Genomic DNA, 18064 nt, shown 5'->3' on the forward strand with positions numbered 1-18064 from the left:
AATCCGTCCTTACCGGCTCGGCATGATAGCAGACTGACCCCACCTGCCGCAAGTACAGCATTTATAGGAAAAATCACCCGTCAGAAGAGATACTTCCTGCGGTTCGTGAAGTAATGCCGGTGCCGGTAGATATACTGGGTCAGGAGCAGAATCGCCAGTGCGCTCGCGATATTGTTGACCATGAGCGCCTCCTGGTCGATCCGTTCGCCGATGATCCGCTCCAGTTCCGCAGGGGTGATGAAGTTCAGGTTCACAATGGTGTTTACGACTTCGAACAGATTGTAGCCGATGAGCAGGTACCAGGTCATGGTCTGCCGCTTCATGATCCCGAGAAAGAGGTAGAGACAGATAATGCTGTCCACGAAAACCAGTGCCTTGGCGGCCGTCCCAATATAGATCCTGCCGAGAAACGGGAACGGACTGCCGTAAGTGGACACAGTCACGATGAAAAAGAAGAGATAGAGCCCAGTTAGGAGCACAAGACCCAACGGCCGACGCTCGTCGTCCTCATCCGTCATATCGCTGCCTTTCATGTAAAGGTACCCTGACCCCGAATACGGTCAGTTATTACTTCCTGCGCATGTCGCTTATGGCGACACAGGCGAAGATTGTTGCCATTACCAAGCCGATGAAAATCCAGTCTGCAATACTGAAGCCGAACACGAGCCCCCCTGTTTTTCGCTATGCCGCCTCAACCTGTGCCAGAAGAGCCTGAGCCTCCTCGTTGGAGGGATCAATGGCTAGGGCCTGCCGGAATTCCTCTTCGGCGTACTTTGGCATGTCGAGTGCCGTGAACCCCTTGCCGATGAGGCAGTGGACCTCCGGGATCGGAAAATCCTCGCGGAAGACGGGATCCATCAGAACATCTTGGAGAATGGTTATGGACTCTTCATAATCACCAATCTGGTAAGCTGCCACGGCCGTACCAATGGCCTCCAGGTAGTCGACAGGGGGAATATGGGGAAGCGTTCCCGCCTCGATCCGAGCGATACGGTCACGGAGGCCCCCCACTTCCAGTTCCTCCGGCGAAGCCGCCACCCCGCGCCAGAAACCGACCGCTTCGTCGTACTTGCCGAGAAGGTAGCACGCCTCTCCCAGATAGCGGAGGATCTTCAGGTCGGCATGTGCGAGAGTATGAGCCCGCCGGAGGAAATGCTCGGCCCGGTAGATGCTCACTGTGGCGAGATGAAGTGCCGACAGCCGCATCCCCCGATCAAGAAAGGTTCGGCCTATTTCAAGGGGAAGGCCGGGATTCTCCGGTTCCAGGAGTGCAAGTATCTTCAGGCAGGTGATCTTGCGGTCCAGGTAGGGAACATCCACATCCTTGCTGTCGATCATGATGGCGTTGCTGGCAAGCTCGGCCAGAAAGTGGGGGTAGGCGTCCCGCAGCAGGGCGGCGTACTGCTCACAGAGGATGCAGTCGGGATTGCTCCGGAGTGCCTGGTAGATCCCCCGGCCGACCTCATCGTAGGAGGGTTCCCCGTCAAGGGCGGCGAAGTCCTCCTCCAGCAGCGGCACAGGCATGCCGCCGTAGGGTATCTGGGCCTTGCCATCCTTGAAGACCAGCATGGCATCGTCGGGGGGGTAAAAGTAGCGGATCCCCTTGATGGGGGTAAGCTCTCTCATCTGCGCGTTCATGTCAGCGGTTTCCTCCTTCGTTGTTGCGAGCGGGGAACGTGTCGATCCCGGCATGCTTGCCCACCGTCTTGTAGATCCGCACCTCGTCCCACGCTTCGTCCATGATTCCGTCGTGGATGGCCCAGCTTCTCCCCCGCACCGACCGCTCCGCACCCGGCATACGGAACGGAGTCGAACCGTCGAGCCGCCGGAAAAGGATCCCGCCCGGCCGGAATTCCCGGTCGATCTCCAGCATGAGCCGCTTGCCGGTGATGTAGTCAAAACCGTACTTTTCGTACCGGATGGCGTTGTCGTAAGTGAGGGGCTCTGCCACGATCATCTCCATGCCGAGGGAGTCGACAAACCGCTCGAAGAGAGGGAAAAACTCTCCGAAGAGGTGAAGCCCCCGTCGCGTCTGGTTCGGAAAGAGCCCTGACGCCATGGCCCTCATCTCCTCGGGGATGTTGCGCCCCAGGGAGGTGAAGCAGTTGTCGCGCCCCTCGCTATCGCGGTCCACCCCGAAACGAGGGGCCTTGGGATCGGCGATGATGCAGAATGAGAGCTCCATCTGCCCGTAGTGGGTATCGGCCAACTCCAGGAAGAAGACCGTATCGGGGTCCGCAGGATGCTCCTTCACTTCGATCCGCACAAGCCCTATCCCCTGGGGGGCGATGACCCTGACCCGCTTCAGGCCGTCGGGGCCGCACAGTGTTTGCGACGAGATGTCGAGATATGCAAAAAGCCGGAGGGGAAGGATCCCGGCGTAAACCCGTTCCCGCTCCTCCAAAGGAAGGGCGTTGATCTCCCGCAGGGAGTGGAGCGCCCGCCCCCCGGCGTCTACGAGTTCTTCATTCCCCGGCAGCCGCGGCATAGCGTCCAATGATGACCGGAAAAACCGACTCCCGGATGGCGGCGATGCTCCGCTCCACCGCGTCGAGGGCCCGGTTCCGGTCGTCCTCCTCTGCCCAGTGCATGGCGTCGAGGAGCATCCGGTTCGGATACCCCATGGAGCCGATGATCTCAACGAAAGAAGCCGGGAGCCGCGGCGGCATCTCCACGCCGTTCATGATCCCCCAGGCCAGGGTCCAGCCCCGGGCCACGTTCACCATGTTGTACCCGCCGCCGCCCACGGCCACCCACGGCAATTTCAGGGCCTTGAGCTTACGCAGGATATAGGTGTAGCTGTGGGTGGTAATCTCAAGCCGCGTCAGGGGGTCGGTGCGGAAGGTGTCGACGCCGAGCTGGGTGACCAGGACATCGGGATTGAAGGCGGCGATGAGAGGATAGGCAACCTCATCGAAAGCCTTCATGAAAAGGGCATCGTCGGTATGGGCCACAAGGGGCACATTGACCGAGTACCCTTCCCCCCGGCCAGTGCCGATCTCGTCCTCGAAGCCGGTGCCGGGGAAAAAGTAGATGCCGCTCTCGTGGATGGAGACGGTAAGGACCTGGTCGGTGTCGTAAAAAGCCTCCTGAACGCCGTCGCCGTGGTGGGCGTCAATGTCGAGGTAGGCGACCCGCAAACCCTTCTTAAGGAGCGTATTGATGGCGATCACCGCATCGTTCAGGTACGAGAAACCCGATGCCTTGCTCCGGTGGGCGTGGTGCCAGCCGCCAGCCATGGTGAACGCGATGTCGTACCCCTCATCGGTCACGAGCCGAGCCGCTTCCACGGTGCCCCCCGTGCCGAGCGTTGCCCAGTCGTAGAACCCCTTGAATACCGGGTTATCCAGATCACCCAGACCGTAGCGGAAATCGGCACGGGGCTCGTCGGAAGCGCTGAACTCCCGGAGCCGATCAAGGTAGTCGGGCGTATGAAAGGTAAGGAGGGCTGTCTCGTTCACCCGCGGACAGTCGCGGATATCAGCGCCGGGAAGCTCAGTGAGCCCCATCTGGCGCATGAGCTCGAAGGCGAGGATGATGCGCTGGATGTTAAACGGGTGCTCGTCTCCATAGCTGAAACGACTGAAGTCTTGCGAGTATATGAGAGCGGTCTTGGCAGGCAATCGGGATCCCGGTCACAACGGTAGCGCACCGCCGATTTTGCTTTTAATGCCGCGACTTTACAACGTAGACACACGAGCGTCAACTCCAAAGTTGCCGAAAGAAAGCCCATTCCACAGGCATCGGTGCTGAAGAAACAGTCAGCAGCCAGCCTTCCGTCACAGCAAAAATGCCAGCTTGCACAATAGTTTCAGCAGGTTAACAGCTTGGCAAAGAGGTTGCTAACAGGGGCACATGGCCCTTCCCGACGGCGGGTTGAAAGAGGGCCTCATCATGCCAACGGAGGTATGCCCATGGATTCACTGTCGATGGCGACAGGTCTGAAACACAGCTCCGACGTCCTGTTCCTCATGCTCGGCGCAGTCATGGTCTTTGCCATGCACGCAGGTTTCGCCTTCCTCGAAGTGGGAACGGTCCGCAAAAAGAACCAGGTCAACGCATTCGTGAAGATCCTCACCGATTGGTCGGTCTCCACCATTGCTTACTTCATGATCGGCTTTCCCATCGCCTACGGGATATCCTTCCTCGTGCCGGCCGGAGACCTTCTGGGAGCAACCCAGGGGTACGACCTCGTCCGCTACTTCTTCCTCCTCTGCTTTGCGGCCTGCATTCCGGCCATCATCTCGGGAGGGATCGCCGAACGTGCCAAGTTCTGGCCCCAGGTCATCGCCGGCGCCATCTTTGCTTCCCTCACCTACCCCATTTTCGAATCCCTCATCTGGGGCAAGAACGCTTCATTCCTCCAGGGGATCTTCAAGAGCATCGGCGGCGCCGAGTTCCACGACTACGCCGGCTCCGTGGTGGTCCACTCCATCGGCGGCTGGCTTGCCCTCCCCGCCGTCCTCATCCTCGGCCCCCGCATGGGGAGGTACATCAGGGGCAAATCCCACCCCATCCCCGTCAGCAACATCCCCTTTCTGGCCCTCGGTTCCTGGATTCTGGCGGTTGGCTGGTTCGGCTTCAACGTCATGAGTGCCGGACACCTTGAGAAAATTTCGGGGCTCGTGGCGGTGAACTCGCTCCTGGCCATGGTGGGAGGGGTGCTGGCGGCCCTTGTTGCCGGCAGGAACGACCCCGGCTTCATCCACAACGGCGCCCTGGCAGGACTCATAGCCGTCTGCGCCGGGAGCGACATCATGCACCCTCTGGGCGCCTTTGCCACCGGCGCCATTGCCTCCGTCATCTTCGTCTACGGCTTCCAGATCGAGCAGGAGCGGCTCAAGATCGACGATGTGCTCGGCGTCTGGCCCCTGCACGGCGTCATCGGTTCGTGGGGCGGCATCGCCGCCGGAATCTTCGGTCACCCCCTGCTCGGCGGCATGGGTGGCGTATCGTTTGTGTCCCAACTCCTCGGCACCGTTGCCGCCATCCTCTTCGCCCTGGCGAGCGGATTCCTCGTGTATGGCACCCTTGCCAAGACCGTCGGCATCCGGCTCTCGGATGAAGAAGAATTCGCCGGTGCCGATCTCTCCATCCATAAAATCGGCGCCTATCCCGAGGACCATGTACGCTGACGGGCACCGGTTTCGTCATTGCTCAGCCCCATTCCGGGGCCTTTTTTTGCTCTCCATACGGTTTCATTAAAGTATTTCTGCAATCGACCGATATATGGAGAGAGGGTGTCCCCACCAGCATCCGCGAACCGTGGGGTGAGCGACATACACCTTGGTAATCGTCCGCAATTGTGACACAGTGACGGTAACAGAGTGCTACCAAGTTTCCAGAAGTGAGGTGAACCTTCGATGGTACCGAAGAAACAACTGGGCGACCTGCTCGTGGAGGCAGGGATCATAACCGTCAAGACCATCGAGCGTGCCCTGGAACGCCAGAAGGGTAGCGGCAAACGACTTGGCCAGGTCTTGGAAGAGATGGGAGTCATCACCGGCGAGGAACTGATCGAGGCCCTGTCGAAACAGCTGGGCTTAAAGACCGTAAAGGGTTTTGCCGAGTATACCTTCCCACCGGAGCTGCTCGCTCTCGTTCCCCAGGACATGGCGGTACAGCGGCTCGTCTTTCCTCTCAAGTTGAAGGAAACCATGCTCGCCCTCGCCATCAACGATCCCTTCGACCAGGACACCATAGACTTCCTGGCCAAGAAGCACCGTCTCCAGGTGATACCGATCCTCGCCACGCGGCAAGAGCTGATGAACGCCGTGGAAAAGCACTACCTCCATGGCAAGATGAAGGATGTGGAGCGACTGAAAGTCCTCGTGGTGGAGGATACCCTTCCCGTGGCAACCATCATTCAGGTGGCGCTCCTGAAGGAGGGATACGACGTTCTGGTGACCCACGACGGGGTCGACGGCCTCAAGGCCGCCGTTACCGAAAAGCCCGACATGATCATTTGCGACGCGATCATGCCGCGCATGGATGGCTTCGGCCTCCTGCGCGCCCTGCGGGCCAATCCCGCCACCGCAGACATTCCCATCATCCTCCTCACCTCCAAGGCCACCGGCGAGGACGAGCAACGGGCCCTGGAGGCAGGCTTCATGGACTTCATCGCCAAGCCGGTCCAGCCGATCCGGGTGGTTACGCGGGTAAAACGGGCCTTTGAACTGATAAAACGCTACAAGTAAGCCCCCTGAAAACTGAAAAGGGGCGACACGAAATTACCATCGTGTCGCCCCTTTATTTCTCTGTGTTCGCCCGTTGTGACTGCTAAGCCCTGCTGATGAATGCGGCCGCGCGGCGCAACCTGCCCAGGGCCTCTTCCTTGCCCAGGGCCTCGATCACCTCGTAAATGCCGGGGGATGCGGTACCGCCGCAGAGAGCAACGCGGACCGCCGGCCCCACCTGCCCCAGCTTGATCCCCTTCTCGGCGATGAATTCCTTGAACGCGGCCTCGATCCCCCCCTGAGTGAAATCGGCAATCCCCTCAAGTTTCACCACAAGAGCCTCAAGCAGCGGCGCCGCGTCGGGAACCAGGTGCTTTGCGGCCGCCTGCTCGTCATAGGCGAAGTCGCCGCGGTAGTAGAAGAGGGCGCTGTCGGCCATCTCCACGAGGGTCCGGGAACGCTCCTGGAGAGTCTTGACCACGAGCGGCAGGCTCGGCCCCGCTCCCGGGTCAATGCCACGTTCTTTAAGGAACGGAACGAGGAGCTCCGCCAACCGCTCGGGGGCGCTCTCCTTGATGTAGTGATGGTTGAGCCAGAGCAGTTTATCGGGATTGAAGACTCCGGCCGATTTCCCCACCGATTCGATGGAAAACTTCTCGATGAGCTCCTCCCGGCTGAAGATCTCCTGGTCCCCGAAACTCCAGCCGAGCCGCACCAGGTAGTTGACCATTGCCTCGGGGAGGAACCCCATGTCCCGGTAGGCCATGACGCTCGTGGCGCCGTGACGCTTGGAGAGGCGGGTCTTGTCGGCGCCGAGGATCATCGGCACGTGGGCGAAGCGGGGCACCGGGTAGCCGAGAGCCTCGTAGAGGAGGATCTGGCGCGGAGTGTTATTGATATGGTCGTCTCCCCGGATGACGGTGGTAATCCCCATGGTGGCGTCGTCGATCACCACCACGAAGTTGTAGGTGGGGGTGCCGTCGCTGCGCTGGATGATGAGATCGTCCAGCTCGTCGTTATTGAAGGATATCCGTCCCTTGATGAGGTCGTCGAAGGCGGTTACCCCCTCATGGGGGGCCTTGAAACGGATCACGTACGGTTTTCCGGCGATCTCCTCCGTGAGGTTGCGGCAGGTGCCGTCGTACTTGGGCTTGCGTCCCTCCTTCATGGCCTGCTCACGCTTGGCCTCCAGCTCTTCGGAGGTGCAGTAACACCGGTAGGCCCTTCCTTCGGCGACGAGCTTCTCCACGAACTTCTTGTAGACGGGGAACCGCTCCGACTGGTAGAAGGGGCCCTCGTTCCAGTCGAGACCGAGCCAGGACATCCCCTCGAGGATGGCGTCCACCGATTCCTGGGTGGAGCGGGCCACGTCGGTATCCTCGATGCGAAGGATAAAGGTCCCTTTCTCCTTGCGGGCCAGGAGCCAGTTGAAGAGCGCAGTCCGCGCCCCTCCCACATGGAGGTAGCCGGTGGGGCTCGGCGCGAAGCGGAGACGTACGTCGGACATGGGAACTCCTTTACTCGTTATCGTTCGACTCATCGTCGGCGGGCTTCTCCTCGCTGGCGATGCGGTATTCCTCGTCGGCCCAGGCGGCAAGATCCATCGTCTTGCACCGCTTCGAACAGAAGGGGCGGAAGGGATTCCCCTGCCAGTGAGTCTCCTTGCGGCAGCGCGGGCACTGCAGTATGGTTAGCGGCGTATCGGTCATTGTGCACATAAAAACCCCAGGTGCTGAGGCATACCTGGGGCTGGTTCAGGATATACGGCCAGGTTCAACGGCCGGATTCTAACGCCAAAGAACGGGGCAAGTCAACGGCTAAACATGGCTGCAGAGGCCATTACCGGCAGAATTCAAAGCCACGGCGATGGAACTCCCGGGTACCGTGCCGGCAATGACCCCGGCACCGTTCGGCAACTCCAGGGGCAGGCGTCTCACGTCGCAGAGCCCGGCTGCGGTCATCATGGCGCAGAGCTCCCCTTCGGCGTAGGACTGGCCGGCCGGGGTACCGACAAGCATGTTCAGGGAGAAGAGCGCCGGGAAGAGGGGGCCGCTTTTGACGTCATCCAGGATAAACTCCTGAATCAGGAGAAGCCCTCCCGGTTCCAGGGCCGCCACCGCCTTCTTCAGAATAACGGCACACTGGTCCGGACCATAGGCGTGCAGGATATGCGACAGCCAGACCACGTCAAAGCCCTGCGGGAGATCACCGTCAAGGAAATCGCCTGCCGTGAATGCGATCCGCTCTGCGAGGCCAAAGCGGGCAATGGTCTCTTCGGCGAAGCGTCGGGTAGTGGGGAGGTCGTAGACTACCGCCTCAAGACCGGGATTCTGGCGGCAGAAGTGGATAGCCCACGTGCCGGGACCTCCCCCCAGGTCCAGGAGCCTGCGGCGGCCAGCTAGATCGATCAGGGGCGCAATCCGCGGCGCACTCTGCATGGCCAGATTGAACATCCCCATGAGGAAGCTCTCCCGCGCCCCCTCGTCGTCGCCGTGGGAGGAGCTCTCCCGCACCGGCCCTCCGGTTCGCACCGCCTCGTCCAGGCGCGACCACCCTGCCATGAGGTGGTGATGATGCATGATTATGTACCCCAAATACTCCGGCGAACTTTTGGAGAGAAACCGCGCCGCGAAGGTCGTGGCGGCATAGAGATCACCCTGCTTATCCACCAGGTCCATGGCCGTCAGGGCGTTGAGAAGCATGGCAAGCCCACGCACGTCGGTGCCGAGGCGTCCGGCCAGATCCGCCGCAGTGAGCGCCTCTCCTGCCAGCGGAGTCACAACATCGAGTGCCACGGCTGCGTGCAGCGCACAGGCGCTCCAGTAGCCACCAGAGAGCTGCAGCAGATCGGCCGGGGTCCAGGACCTCTGTTCCATGTCTACCTCCTTGCGAGTCATCGTCAGGCAATGGGTGAAGTGTACCCCCTATGAGTCCTTCGAGCAAATGCATCACTGTCGACGGGAGAATCCGCTATAAAGAAAAGCGGTGGCGCGACCGACGCGAATCTGCTAGAACGAAAACCCTATGACAACGGCAACCCCACTCATTGAAACCACCTATACCATACGAACCTTCGATGTAGACTCAAGCGGATTCCTGCGCCCCACGACGATCCTTGGATACCTGCAGGAAGCAGCCACAGAGCACCTGACGCTCCTGGGGATACCAGTCAAGGCGCGGCTATCTGGCCGAGGCCCTGGCCGGTGAAGAGATAACCGTCTCCAGTGCCTGCACTGAAAAGGACTCCGCAACCCTTGTCCTCCAAAAGATCACCGCGGCCGACGGCCGCGAACTTGCGCGACTGCGAACCATCTGGAGGCCAATACAGACGGCCCCACGGATCTGTCGGTGAGTACAAGGAGAACTAGTGAAGATCTGGATTGATGCCGATGCCTGCCCACGGGTCATCAAGGAGATTGTCTTTCGTGCTTCCACCCGGTTGCAGGTGCCGGTATGCCTGGTGGCCAACACCGACCTGTCACGGTCCCATTCCCGAATGGTGACATCGGTGCGGGTAGCCGAGGGGCCCGATGCGGCCGATGACTACATTGCCGAGCACGCGGCAGCGACCGACCTTGTCATCACCGCCGACATCCCCCTTGCGGCCCGGATTGTCGCCCGGGAAGGGGTAGCCATCGATCCGCGGGGCGAGGTCTACACCGAAGACAACGTGGGCGAACGGCTTTCCATGCGGGACCTGATGCACGACCTGCGGGCAGCCGGCCTGGTGCAAGGGGGTCCGGCCCAACTGGGAATGACCGACCGCCAGAAATTTGCGTCGGCCCTGGACCGCCTGCTGACCCGTATGCTCAGGGAGTCCCGCTGATTTGCCAGCTGGAAAGCTGCCCCTTCAGGACCTCCAGGGCGCACTCCAGCGTTTTCCCAGCACTGGTGAGATAGATGGTCCCACCGGTAATCGTCAGATCCCACGCAATGGACCGCTCCAGCCCGGCGGCCACTTGGCTGACAAACGCGAAATCGATACCCAAAACCACGAGATTGGGTACGTCAGCCAATTTGGCCCGATACTGTTCGTCCCACCGGAAACGGCTCGGGCCGCTGGCCAGCAGCACTGTCCGACCGGCATGGCGACTCGCCTTGAGCAACCGTTCCGGTTCCGGCGTCCCCACCTCTATCCAGAGCGACACCCGGCCGTCCGGCCCCCTGCTCCACAAATCGGGTTCGTCCCCGGCACAGATCCCTTTGGTAAAGGTCAGGTCAGGCTCGTAGCAGATGGCATAGGCCAGCAGGCGCAGCACCAGTCGCTCTGCCGTCTCCGACGGGTGCCGGGCAAGGGTGGTCTGGAAGGTTTCGTAGATACCGCGGTCTACATGGGAAAGCTGAATGGTGGCGCGATGAATCGTGGACGGAAGAGCCATGGTGAAAATGTGTCCTTTTCTTTCCAGAGTGTGTGACCAACAATAAGAGAGAAGTGCCCCAAAAGGCCATAAGAAAAATAAAATCTTTCTTTCCTAAATCTTGAATGCACAATGGATCAGGGGAGGAACTGCGGAAATGCTGAGGTATACTTGACTCAGCAATGACTATTCGATCCAGAGGAGGTTATCATGGCTGTAAAACTGCTTACCCCTTCCGCTGAACAAAGGATGAAGGCTTACCACGAGCTCAGCCACCGCGCCAAGACGCTGGTGAAGGGTGCTCCACAGAAACCGACCATCACCCTCTCCCGGGAATTCGGCTGCGAGGCGTTCCCGGTTGGTGAAGAGCTGGTAAAACTGCTTGAGAGGATGACCGACGAAGTGTGGATACTGGTCGACAAGTCGCTCCTCGACGAGGTCGCCAAGGAGAAAAACATCTCCGAGGACATCATACGCTCTCTTGGGCAAAAACCCCGCTGGCTTGACGATATGTTCGCCACACTTTCCCCGAAGTGGAAAAGCGACCGCGACTACTATCAATTCCTCGTCGAGCAGGTCGTGTCGATCGCCACGGCAGGAAACGCCGTCTTCGTCGGTCTGGGGGCGGCAATCATAACGCAGCACATGAAAAACTGTCACCATTTCCGGTTGATTGCTGATCAGAACTTCAAGGTCCAATCCATGGCCCGGCGGATGAACCTGTCGAAACAGGATGCTGAACTCCTCGTCGTAGAACAGCAGAAAGAACGGAACAGGGTCATCCGAAAACTCCTGGACGCAGACGAGCGCGATCCCCGGTACTACCATCTGATCTTCAATAACGGCAAGGTCAAGAACCAGAAGATCGTTCAGAGTATTGCCGACTATGTCGTGAAATAGTTGCTCATCCGGAGTTTCCGGATGAGCAACTACCAGGGGGGTGAAAAATATTCAGAGAGGACACCCCATGAACGATCCAAATCTCGATTTTACCATCGAGCGACTCGGTCCGTGCCGCATTCCCTCCCCCATGGAGGGAATGCGGTTCACCGGCGACGATGAGCGGATCCTGTACCACACGAGTCCCACTGAGGTCAGGCGGTACATCGAAGCGGGCAAGGAGCCGCCGGCCCTGGAGCTGGCCGGGCCACGGGAGCGGCTCTTCTTCGATCCGTCGGCCATCGCCTGCGGCATCGTCACCTGCGGCGGCCTCTGTCCGGGAATCAACGACGTGATTCGCTCCGTGACCCTGAGCCTGCACCACCACTATGGCGTGCGCAAAATTTACGGCTTTCGGTACGGCTACGAGGGGCTTGTAAAGCGCCTCGGCCACACCCCGCTGGAGCTGACTCCCGAGACGGTGAGCCAGATCGGCGAACTGGGGGGGACAATCCTCGCCTCTTCCCGAGGCCCCCAGGAACCGGCCGAGATGGTGGACTACTTGGCGGAGGTGGGGATCGGAATCCTCTTCACGGTGGGGGGTGACGGAACCCTCAAGGGGGCAAGCGCCATTGCGGCGGAGGCCCGTCGGCGGGGGCTCCCCCTCAGCGTCATCGGCATCCCCAAGACCATTGACAACGACATCTCCTTCGTGCAGAAAACCTTCGGTTTCGAAACCGCCGTGGCCGAGGCACAGCGGGCCATCTCCGCCGCCCATGCCGAGGCCCAGGGGGCTCGCAACGGCATCGGCCTGGTGAAGCTTATGGGGCGCGACTCGGGCTTCATCGCCGCCTACGCGTCCCTGGTGGACAGCCAGGTAAACTACTGCCTGGTGCCCGAAGTCCCCTTCTCCCTCTATGGGCTTTTGCGGTGCCTGGAGGAGCGCCTGACGCACCGGGGCCACGCCGTGGTGGTGGTTGCCGAGGGGGCCGGACAGGAACTCCTCTCAGCCTCGGCCGAGCGCGACGCATCGGGCAACGTCAAGCTAGGCGACATCGGCACCTTCCTCCGGGACGCAATCAAGGGGCACTTTGCCCGCGCCGGTCGGGAGGTCAACCTTAAGTACATCGACCCGAGCTACATCATCCGCAGCCTGCCGGCCAATCCCCACGACTCGGTCCTCTGCCTGCTGCTGGGGCAGAATGCCGTCCATGCCGGCATGGGCGGGCGCACCAATATGGTGGTCGGCTTCTGGAACCACCAGTTCACCCATGTGCCGATCGCCCTGGCCACCAGCGCCCGGAAGAAGATCGATCCCTCGGGGTGGCTCTGGAACAGCGTACTGGCCTCCACCGGCCAGCCCCTGGAAATGCTTTGAGATACAAGGTGCAAATCAAGAGCTGAAAGAGGCGGTTGCATCCATGGACGAGACTGCCCAAACAAAGGCAGGTCAAACCAGAAAGGAAGAAAATAGTTGATGAGGCCCACTGAAGGGACATGCACGGCTTTCGGAGAGCAGACAAGGGGGAACACCTCGCCCCTCGGGGCCACGGTTCACCGGGATGGAGTGAATTTCTCGGTCTACTCCGAAGACAGCACCGGCATGGAACTGCTGCTGTTCGACCGGGCAGACGATGGGGTGCCTGCCAGGGTTATCCCCCTCGACCGGGGCCGGCACCGCACCTACCACTACTGGCACGTCTTCGTGCCGGAACTGACAGGGGGGCAGATCTATGCCTACCGCGCACACGGTCCCTGGGCCCCCCGTCAGGGTCTGCGCTTCGACGGCGACAAGGTTCTGCTCGACCCCTATGGCAGGGGAATAGCCGTACCGGCCGGCTACGACCGGTCCGCCGCCTGTCGGCCCGGTGATACAGCGGCTGTCGCCATGAAGAGCGTAGTGCTCGATGCCCGCGGCTATGACTGGGAGGGGGATTGCCCCCTGAAGCGCCCCTTTTCCCAGACCGTGATCTACGAGATGCACGTTGGGGGTTTCACCAGACATCCCAGTTCCGGCGTCTCCCCGGAAAAGCACGGCACCTTCGCGGGAGTCATCGAGAAAATCCCCTATCTGACCGAACTGGGTGTGACGGCTGTGGAACTTCTGCCGGTTTTCCAGTTCGATCCCCACGACGCGCCGCCGGGACGGCTCAACTACTGGGGCTATGCCCCCGTCTCCTTTTTCGCCCCCCACCATGGATACTCCTCGCGCGGCGGCCCGCTGGGCCCGGTGGAGGAGTTCCGGGATATGGTGAAGGCGCTCCATCGGGCTGGCATCGAGGTGATCCTCGACGTGGTTTACAACCACACCGCCGAGGGTGATGAACATGGCCCCAATTTCTGTTTCCGGGGCCTGCAGAACGACGCCTACTATATCCTGGATCACAACCGCTCCCGCTACGCCAACTTCACCGGAACGGGGAACACCCTCAACGCCAATCACCCGGTTGTCCGCAGGATGATCCTCGACAGCCTCCGCTTCTGGGTGAGCGAGATGCACGTGGACGGGTTCCGTTTCGATCTTGCCTCCATCCTGAGCCGAGATGAGCATGGTTGCCCCATGGAGGCCCCAACGATCCTCCTCGACATAGAGACCGACCCGGTGCTGGCAGGGATCAAGCTCATAGCCGAGGCATGGGACGCTGCGGGACTCTACCAGGTGGGCAGTTTCGCCGGCGAATTCTGGAAGGAGTGGAACGGCAGGTTCCGGGATGACGTGCGGAGCTTTCTCAGGGGTGACGCAGGGACGATCTCGGGGTTCGCCTCACGGCTCCTGGCCAGTCCCGATATTTACGGCCACGTGGAGCGGGAACCGGAACAGAGCATCAATTTCGTCACCTGTCACGACGGCTTCACGCTCAACGATCTGGTCTCATACGACCGCAAACACAATGAGGCCAATGGTGAGCAGAACCGCGATGGGTGCGATCACAACCTGAGTTGGAACTGCGGGGTCGAAGGCCCCGCGGACGACCCCGTTGTAGAGGCAATCCGCAACCGCCAGGTGAAGAACTTCCTGACACTGACCCTCCTCTCCCTCGGAGCGCCGATGCTCCTCATGGGAGACGAGATGCGGCGGACCCAAGGTGGGAACAACAACGCCTACTGTCAGGACAACGAGACCAGCTGGTTCGACTGGAGGCTCCTTGACCGGCACGCAGACGTCCATCGCTTCGTGCGTCTTCTGATTGCTTCACGGCTGAAACGCAACCTTGCGGCGAAGGATCCAGGCCTCACCCTGAACCAGCTCCTTGGCCAGGCACGGCTGGAGTGGCACGGGGTCAGACTCGGCAGACCCGACTGGGAACACGATTCGCACAGCACTGCCTTCACGGTCTGGAACCTGTCGGGCCGGTTCGTCTTCCATTACATGGTCAATGCCTGGCAGGAAGCCCTTGCCTTCGAGTTGCCGCCGCCCCGTGAACTCCCCGGCGGCATCTGGCGCCGCTGGATTGACACCTCACTCGCCTCGCCCGCTGACATCGTGCCGATGGAAGACGCAATAGAGGTGAAAAGTGGGACCTATGAACTGCCGCCGCACTCTCTGGCGGTCATGCTTGCCCGCGCTCCTGCCGGCGCAGGCTGAGTCGGCAGAGAATACACGTGAGGAGCATTCATGGGAGCAACCATCTAGCACGAGGATAGCGGCGTATGGGCGGGGAATGAGGCCTGGAACGACATGACCGGCCGCTCCCCAGCGAAGGGGGACACGCCGACTTCGCACCCCGCAACGAACTGGAGACGGAGTTGCTCCTCCACCTGCGGGCCGAGCATGGCCGGGTAAGCACCGAGCGGCTCGTCTCCGGTCCCGGCCTGCACCCAAAAAGAAAGGCCACCTTGCTTTGAGGTGGCCTTTCTTTCGTAACTATAAGTTTTTATTTGGGAATTTCTGGCACGCCTGAGAGGATTCGAACCTCTGACCTACGGATTAGAAGTCCGTTGCTCTATCCAGCTGAGCTACAGGCGCAGAGATGGTCGGGGTGAGAGGATTCGAACCTCCGACCCCCTGCTCCCAAGGCAGGTGCGCTAGCCAGGCTGCGCTACACCCCGAAAGAGGCTGCATTAGTAGCACACCCCTGGAGAGCATGCAAGCTTTATTTATTCAGCGCCATCTCTTGGTAAATTTTCTTCAGTAACTCCAGTGCCTTGCCGCGGTGGCTGAGACGATTCTTTCTCTCCAGGGGCAGCTCAGCAAGGGACACTCCCTCCTCATCCACAAAGAAAAGAGGATCATATCCAAACCCCTCTCTACCCTGCGGAGCTTCGAGGATGGTTCCTCTCAATTCACCAGAAAATGTCGTGCATGCACCTTCGGGCAAACAGAGGGCAATCACACAATGGAAAGCCGCCCCACGACGTTCAACCGGAACTCCTCGCAACTCTTCAATGAGCTTCGCATTGTTCATCTCGTCTGTGGCATCCGGCCCCGCATAGCGGGCGGAGAAAACGCCCGGTCTCCCACCGAGGACATCGACGACCAGCCCGGAATCATCAGCCAGAGTCGGAATTCCAGATATTTTAGCAATAGTAGAAGCTTTCTTGACCGCATTCTGCTCAAACGTTGCACCATCCTCCTCAATCTCGGGAAGATCGGGAAAGTCAGCAAGGGAGTATATGCGGTAGTGGACCCCCTCAAGGATCTTTTTGATCTCCAGGAGCTTGCCCATATTCCGCGTGGCGACAATCAAGCTGTTCACCGGGAAAGCGCCTCTTCCTGAATTGTGAAGAGCATTCGTATTCCTTCTATAGCGACGGAGCGCATACCGTCCATCTGCTCAACGGTAAATGGTTCCGATTCAGCAGTACCCTGAACTTCAACAAAACTGTCAGACGAAGTCATGACAAAGTTCATGTCTACTTCGGCCGCTGAATCCTCCACATAATTCAGATCCAACAAAATTTCGCCGTCCACGATTCCGACACTGACTGCAGCAACGGCTTCCTTCAAGGGAACCGCAGGTAATACGCCTCGCTCTACAAGCAAGCGCAGGGCATCCACCAGCGCAACATAGGCGCCTGTTATTGAGGCAGTCCTTGTTCCGCCGTCGGCTTGAAGCACATCGCAATCGATGAGAATACTTCTCTCCCCAAGAAGCGTCAAATCTGTGACGGCCCTGAGCGAACGACCGATTAGCCGCTGTATTTCATGGGTTCTTCCGCCGATTTTACCTCGGGCGGCTTCCCGTGAAGAACGGGTATGTGTTGAGCGAGGAAGCATCGAGTACTCGGCGGTAACCCAACCAGTACCTTTGCCCCTGAGAAAGGGAGGAACGCTTTCCTCCACCGACGCTGTGCAGACGACCTTGGTGTCGCCAAACTCAACAAGCACGGATCCTTCGGCATGCTTTATAAAGTGCCTCGTAACTCTGATCTCTCTGAGGCTACGTGCCCCACGGCCATCCGAACGCATAATACTCCTTTTCCATTGTAATATGAGGCTGTGTACACTAAACGATAGGCTTGACGTTGTCAATCCTGCCCGACGGATCGGCTCCGGACTCTAACCGCCCGAAGTTCGCTTCTCTCTGAGGTCATGAAATGTTTGCGGGTAAGCGTCGGTTATCCGGAGCTCTGCAAGGATTCTCTTGGTGAGAAAAGTTTCTGCTTCATGAATTGCGTCTGGCGAGCTGGACACCTTGTCAATCTTCCCCCCAGCCATCATGCCATGCCCGCCTGCACACCCTCTCCCCTCCACGAGACGCCGTATGAGGACTCCAGCATTTATGTCATGACGAATCGTGCGCAGCGATAATAGCATCCCATCACCGTAGTGCCCCATGGTAAGCACCAGCTCGATTCCTTCCAGCTTGAGAAAGAAGTCGGCCATTTCGGCAACTATTTCCGGAAAGCTCACCTTTGCGAGGTTTGTTATCAGGAGTTTCCCATAGATTTTGGTGTTTTCGAGCGCCCGATTTACCATGAGGAAGTATTCGGTAGGGAGTTTCGGGTGGGTGATTTCGTAGAGAAGCTTCTTGTTGGTAAGAGGAAAGAGTTTGATGTAGGCATCCCGGTCAGGCTTATTCGCCTCCCGTCCGAGGTCCTGTGTTTCGGACTTTATGGCGTAAAAGAGTGCCGTTGCCAGCTTGGTTCCCATATAGACACCCTGTGCCACGAGATACTCATACAGGATGGTTGCTGTAACACCATAATCATCACGAATATCAACCCATCTGCACTTCAGACTCGCCTCCCTCATTGGATGATGATCGATAAGGATATCAACCCTGATATCGGAGGGTAGAGAGTTGTTGCCGGTCCCCGGCTGAGTGTCCAGCATGCAGATTACTGAGAACTCCCGAAAATCAACAACACCCATGGGGGTTAGGGGGATTTCGAGCTCCTTTGCCATGGCTAGGTTCTCGCTCCTGCTGATCATCCCCGAAAAGGCAATCGTGGCTTCCCGATTTACCTTCATGACAAAGAGATGACGAAGCGCCATGGCCGAAGCAAGGCAGTCAGGGTCGGGATTATCGTGGATTACAATCAGTATCTTCCCTCTGCCCCTGACCCAGTCAAGCATCTCTTCCGTGAAACGCTTCGTATCCCGAATTTCAGCCCCGTGCATCATGGAACCACTCCCTGTCGGGTCACACTAGAGACAAAAAAAGAGAGGAAAGACTTTGCTTTCCCCTCTTTGGATCCTCTTGGGAT

The 18064-nt window shown here is 59.4% G+C and carries 18 protein-coding genes and 2 tRNA genes; 7 read left to right on the forward strand and 13 right to left on the reverse strand.

Going from position 1 to position 18064, the window contains the following annotated elements; genetic code table 11:
• Positions 1-80 precede the first annotated feature (80 nt).
• From RCH91_RS01565 to RCH91_RS01580, 4 genes are all read right to left on the reverse strand, one after another.
• Complete coding sequence (locus tag RCH91_RS01565) at positions 81-533, reverse strand: hypothetical protein (protein ID WP_306532763.1); 453 nt, start codon at positions 531-533, stop codon at positions 81-83.
• 148 nt (positions 534-681) lie between these two features.
• Positions 682-1638 carry a lipopolysaccharide assembly protein LapB gene (locus RCH91_RS01570; RefSeq protein WP_306532764.1) on the reverse strand — a complete coding sequence of 319 codons (957 nt, stop codon included), beginning with the start codon at positions 1636-1638 and terminating at the stop codon, positions 682-684.
• Between the two features lies 1 nt (position 1639).
• Positions 1640-2488, reverse strand: a complete 849-nt coding sequence (locus RCH91_RS01575; protein WP_306532765.1) for a hypothetical protein — start codon at positions 2486-2488, stop codon at positions 1640-1642.
• On the reverse strand, positions 2466-3623 hold the full coding sequence (locus RCH91_RS01580; protein WP_306532766.1) for an acetoin utilization protein AcuC: 1158 nt from the start codon (positions 3621-3623) through the stop codon (positions 2466-2468). The genes RCH91_RS01575 and RCH91_RS01580 overlap by 23 nt, the downstream gene beginning before the upstream one ends.
• A gap of 291 nt (positions 3624-3914) precedes the next feature.
• Here RCH91_RS01580 and RCH91_RS01585 point away from each other — a divergent pair, with 291 nt between their 5' ends.
• Together RCH91_RS01585 and RCH91_RS01590 are read left to right on the forward strand one after the other, a co-directional pair.
• Entirely contained in the window at positions 3915-5135 is a 1221-nt protein-coding gene (locus tag RCH91_RS01585) for an ammonium transporter (protein ID WP_306532767.1), read from the forward strand.
• A gap of 228 nt (positions 5136-5363) precedes the next feature.
• Positions 5364-6197: a response regulator gene (locus tag RCH91_RS01590; protein WP_306532768.1), complete on the forward strand. Its 834-nt coding sequence runs from the start codon at positions 5364-5366 to the stop codon at positions 6195-6197.
• Positions 6198-6279: 82 nt separating this feature from the next.
• Here the strand turns inward: RCH91_RS01590 and gltX are convergent, their stop codons facing one another.
• The 3 genes from gltX to RCH91_RS01605 form a co-directional block, all read right to left on the reverse strand.
• Entirely contained in the window at positions 6280-7683 is a 1404-nt protein-coding gene (gltX, locus tag RCH91_RS01595) for a glutamate--tRNA ligase (RefSeq protein ID WP_306532769.1), read from the reverse strand.
• Positions 7684-7693: 10 nt separating this feature from the next.
• Positions 7694-7885 (reverse strand): DNA gyrase inhibitor YacG, encoded by a 192-nt coding sequence (locus tag RCH91_RS01600; RefSeq protein WP_306532884.1) that lies wholly within the window; start codon positions 7883-7885, stop codon positions 7694-7696.
• A gap of 108 nt (positions 7886-7993) precedes the next feature.
• Complete coding sequence (locus RCH91_RS01605; protein ID WP_306532770.1) at positions 7994-9052, reverse strand: methyltransferase; 1059 nt, start codon at positions 9050-9052, stop codon at positions 7994-7996.
• 491 nt (positions 9053-9543) lie between these two features.
• Between RCH91_RS01605 and RCH91_RS01610 the strand changes: the two genes are divergently transcribed.
• Positions 9544-10002 carry a YaiI/YqxD family protein gene (locus tag RCH91_RS01610; RefSeq protein WP_306532771.1) on the forward strand — a complete coding sequence of 153 codons (459 nt, stop codon included), beginning with the start codon at positions 9544-9546 and terminating at the stop codon, positions 10000-10002.
• Here the strand turns inward: RCH91_RS01610 and RCH91_RS01615 are convergent.
• Positions 9986-10555, reverse strand: coding sequence for a YaeQ family protein (locus RCH91_RS01615; RefSeq protein WP_306532772.1), 570 nt, complete (start codon positions 10553-10555; stop codon positions 9986-9988). The genes RCH91_RS01610 and RCH91_RS01615 overlap by 17 nt on opposite strands.
• A gap of 189 nt (positions 10556-10744) precedes the next feature.
• On the opposite strand from RCH91_RS01615, the gene RCH91_RS01620 reads away from it, so the two are divergent.
• The 4 genes from RCH91_RS01620 (at position 10745) to RCH91_RS01635 (ending at position 15259) form a co-directional block, all read left to right on the forward strand.
• A complete protein-coding gene (locus RCH91_RS01620) occupies positions 10745-11434 on the forward strand; it encodes an AAA family ATPase (RefSeq protein ID WP_306532773.1) in 690 nt (229 codons plus the stop codon).
• A 67-nt stretch (positions 11435-11501) separates the two neighbouring features.
• The gene (locus tag RCH91_RS01625) at positions 11502-12791 is read left to right on the forward strand and encodes an ATP-dependent 6-phosphofructokinase (protein ID WP_306532774.1); all 1290 of its coding nucleotides are present in this window, start codon (positions 11502-11504) and stop codon (positions 12789-12791) included.
• A gap of 99 nt (positions 12792-12890) precedes the next feature.
• On the forward strand, positions 12891-14999 hold the full coding sequence (glgX, locus tag RCH91_RS01630; protein WP_306532775.1) for a glycogen debranching protein GlgX: 2109 nt from the start codon (positions 12891-12893) through the stop codon (positions 14997-14999).
• Positions 15000-15148: 149 nt separating this feature from the next.
• Positions 15149-15259 (forward strand): glucokinase, encoded by a 111-nt coding sequence (locus RCH91_RS01635; protein WP_306532885.1) that lies wholly within the window; start codon positions 15149-15151, stop codon positions 15257-15259.
• 44 nt (positions 15260-15303) lie between these two features.
• Here RCH91_RS01635 and RCH91_RS01640 read toward each other — a convergent pair.
• The 5 genes from RCH91_RS01640 to RCH91_RS01660 form a co-directional block, all read right to left on the reverse strand.
• A tRNA-Arg gene (locus tag RCH91_RS01640) sits at positions 15304-15380 on the reverse strand.
• A gap of 5 nt (positions 15381-15385) precedes the next feature.
• Positions 15386-15463 (reverse strand) — tRNA-Pro (locus tag RCH91_RS01645).
• Positions 15464-15507: 44 nt separating this feature from the next.
• The gene (locus tag RCH91_RS01650) at positions 15508-16110 is read right to left on the reverse strand and encodes an XTP/dITP diphosphatase (protein ID WP_306532776.1); all 603 of its coding nucleotides are present in this window, start codon (positions 16108-16110) and stop codon (positions 15508-15510) included.
• A complete protein-coding gene (gene rph / locus RCH91_RS01655; protein WP_306532777.1) occupies positions 16107-16823 on the reverse strand; it encodes a ribonuclease PH in 717 nt (238 codons plus the stop codon). The genes RCH91_RS01650 and rph overlap by 4 nt, the downstream gene beginning before the upstream one ends.
• A gap of 90 nt (positions 16824-16913) precedes the next feature.
• Positions 16914-17981 (reverse strand): bifunctional oligoribonuclease/PAP phosphatase NrnA, encoded by a 1068-nt coding sequence (locus tag RCH91_RS01660; RefSeq protein ID WP_306532778.1) that lies wholly within the window; start codon positions 17979-17981, stop codon positions 16914-16916.
• Positions 17982-18064: the final 83 nt, after the last annotated feature.

It is taken from the genome of Geobacter sp. (assembly GCF_030834625.1).
Taxonomy (GTDB): Bacteria; Desulfobacterota; Desulfuromonadia; order Geobacterales; family Geobacteraceae; genus Geobacter.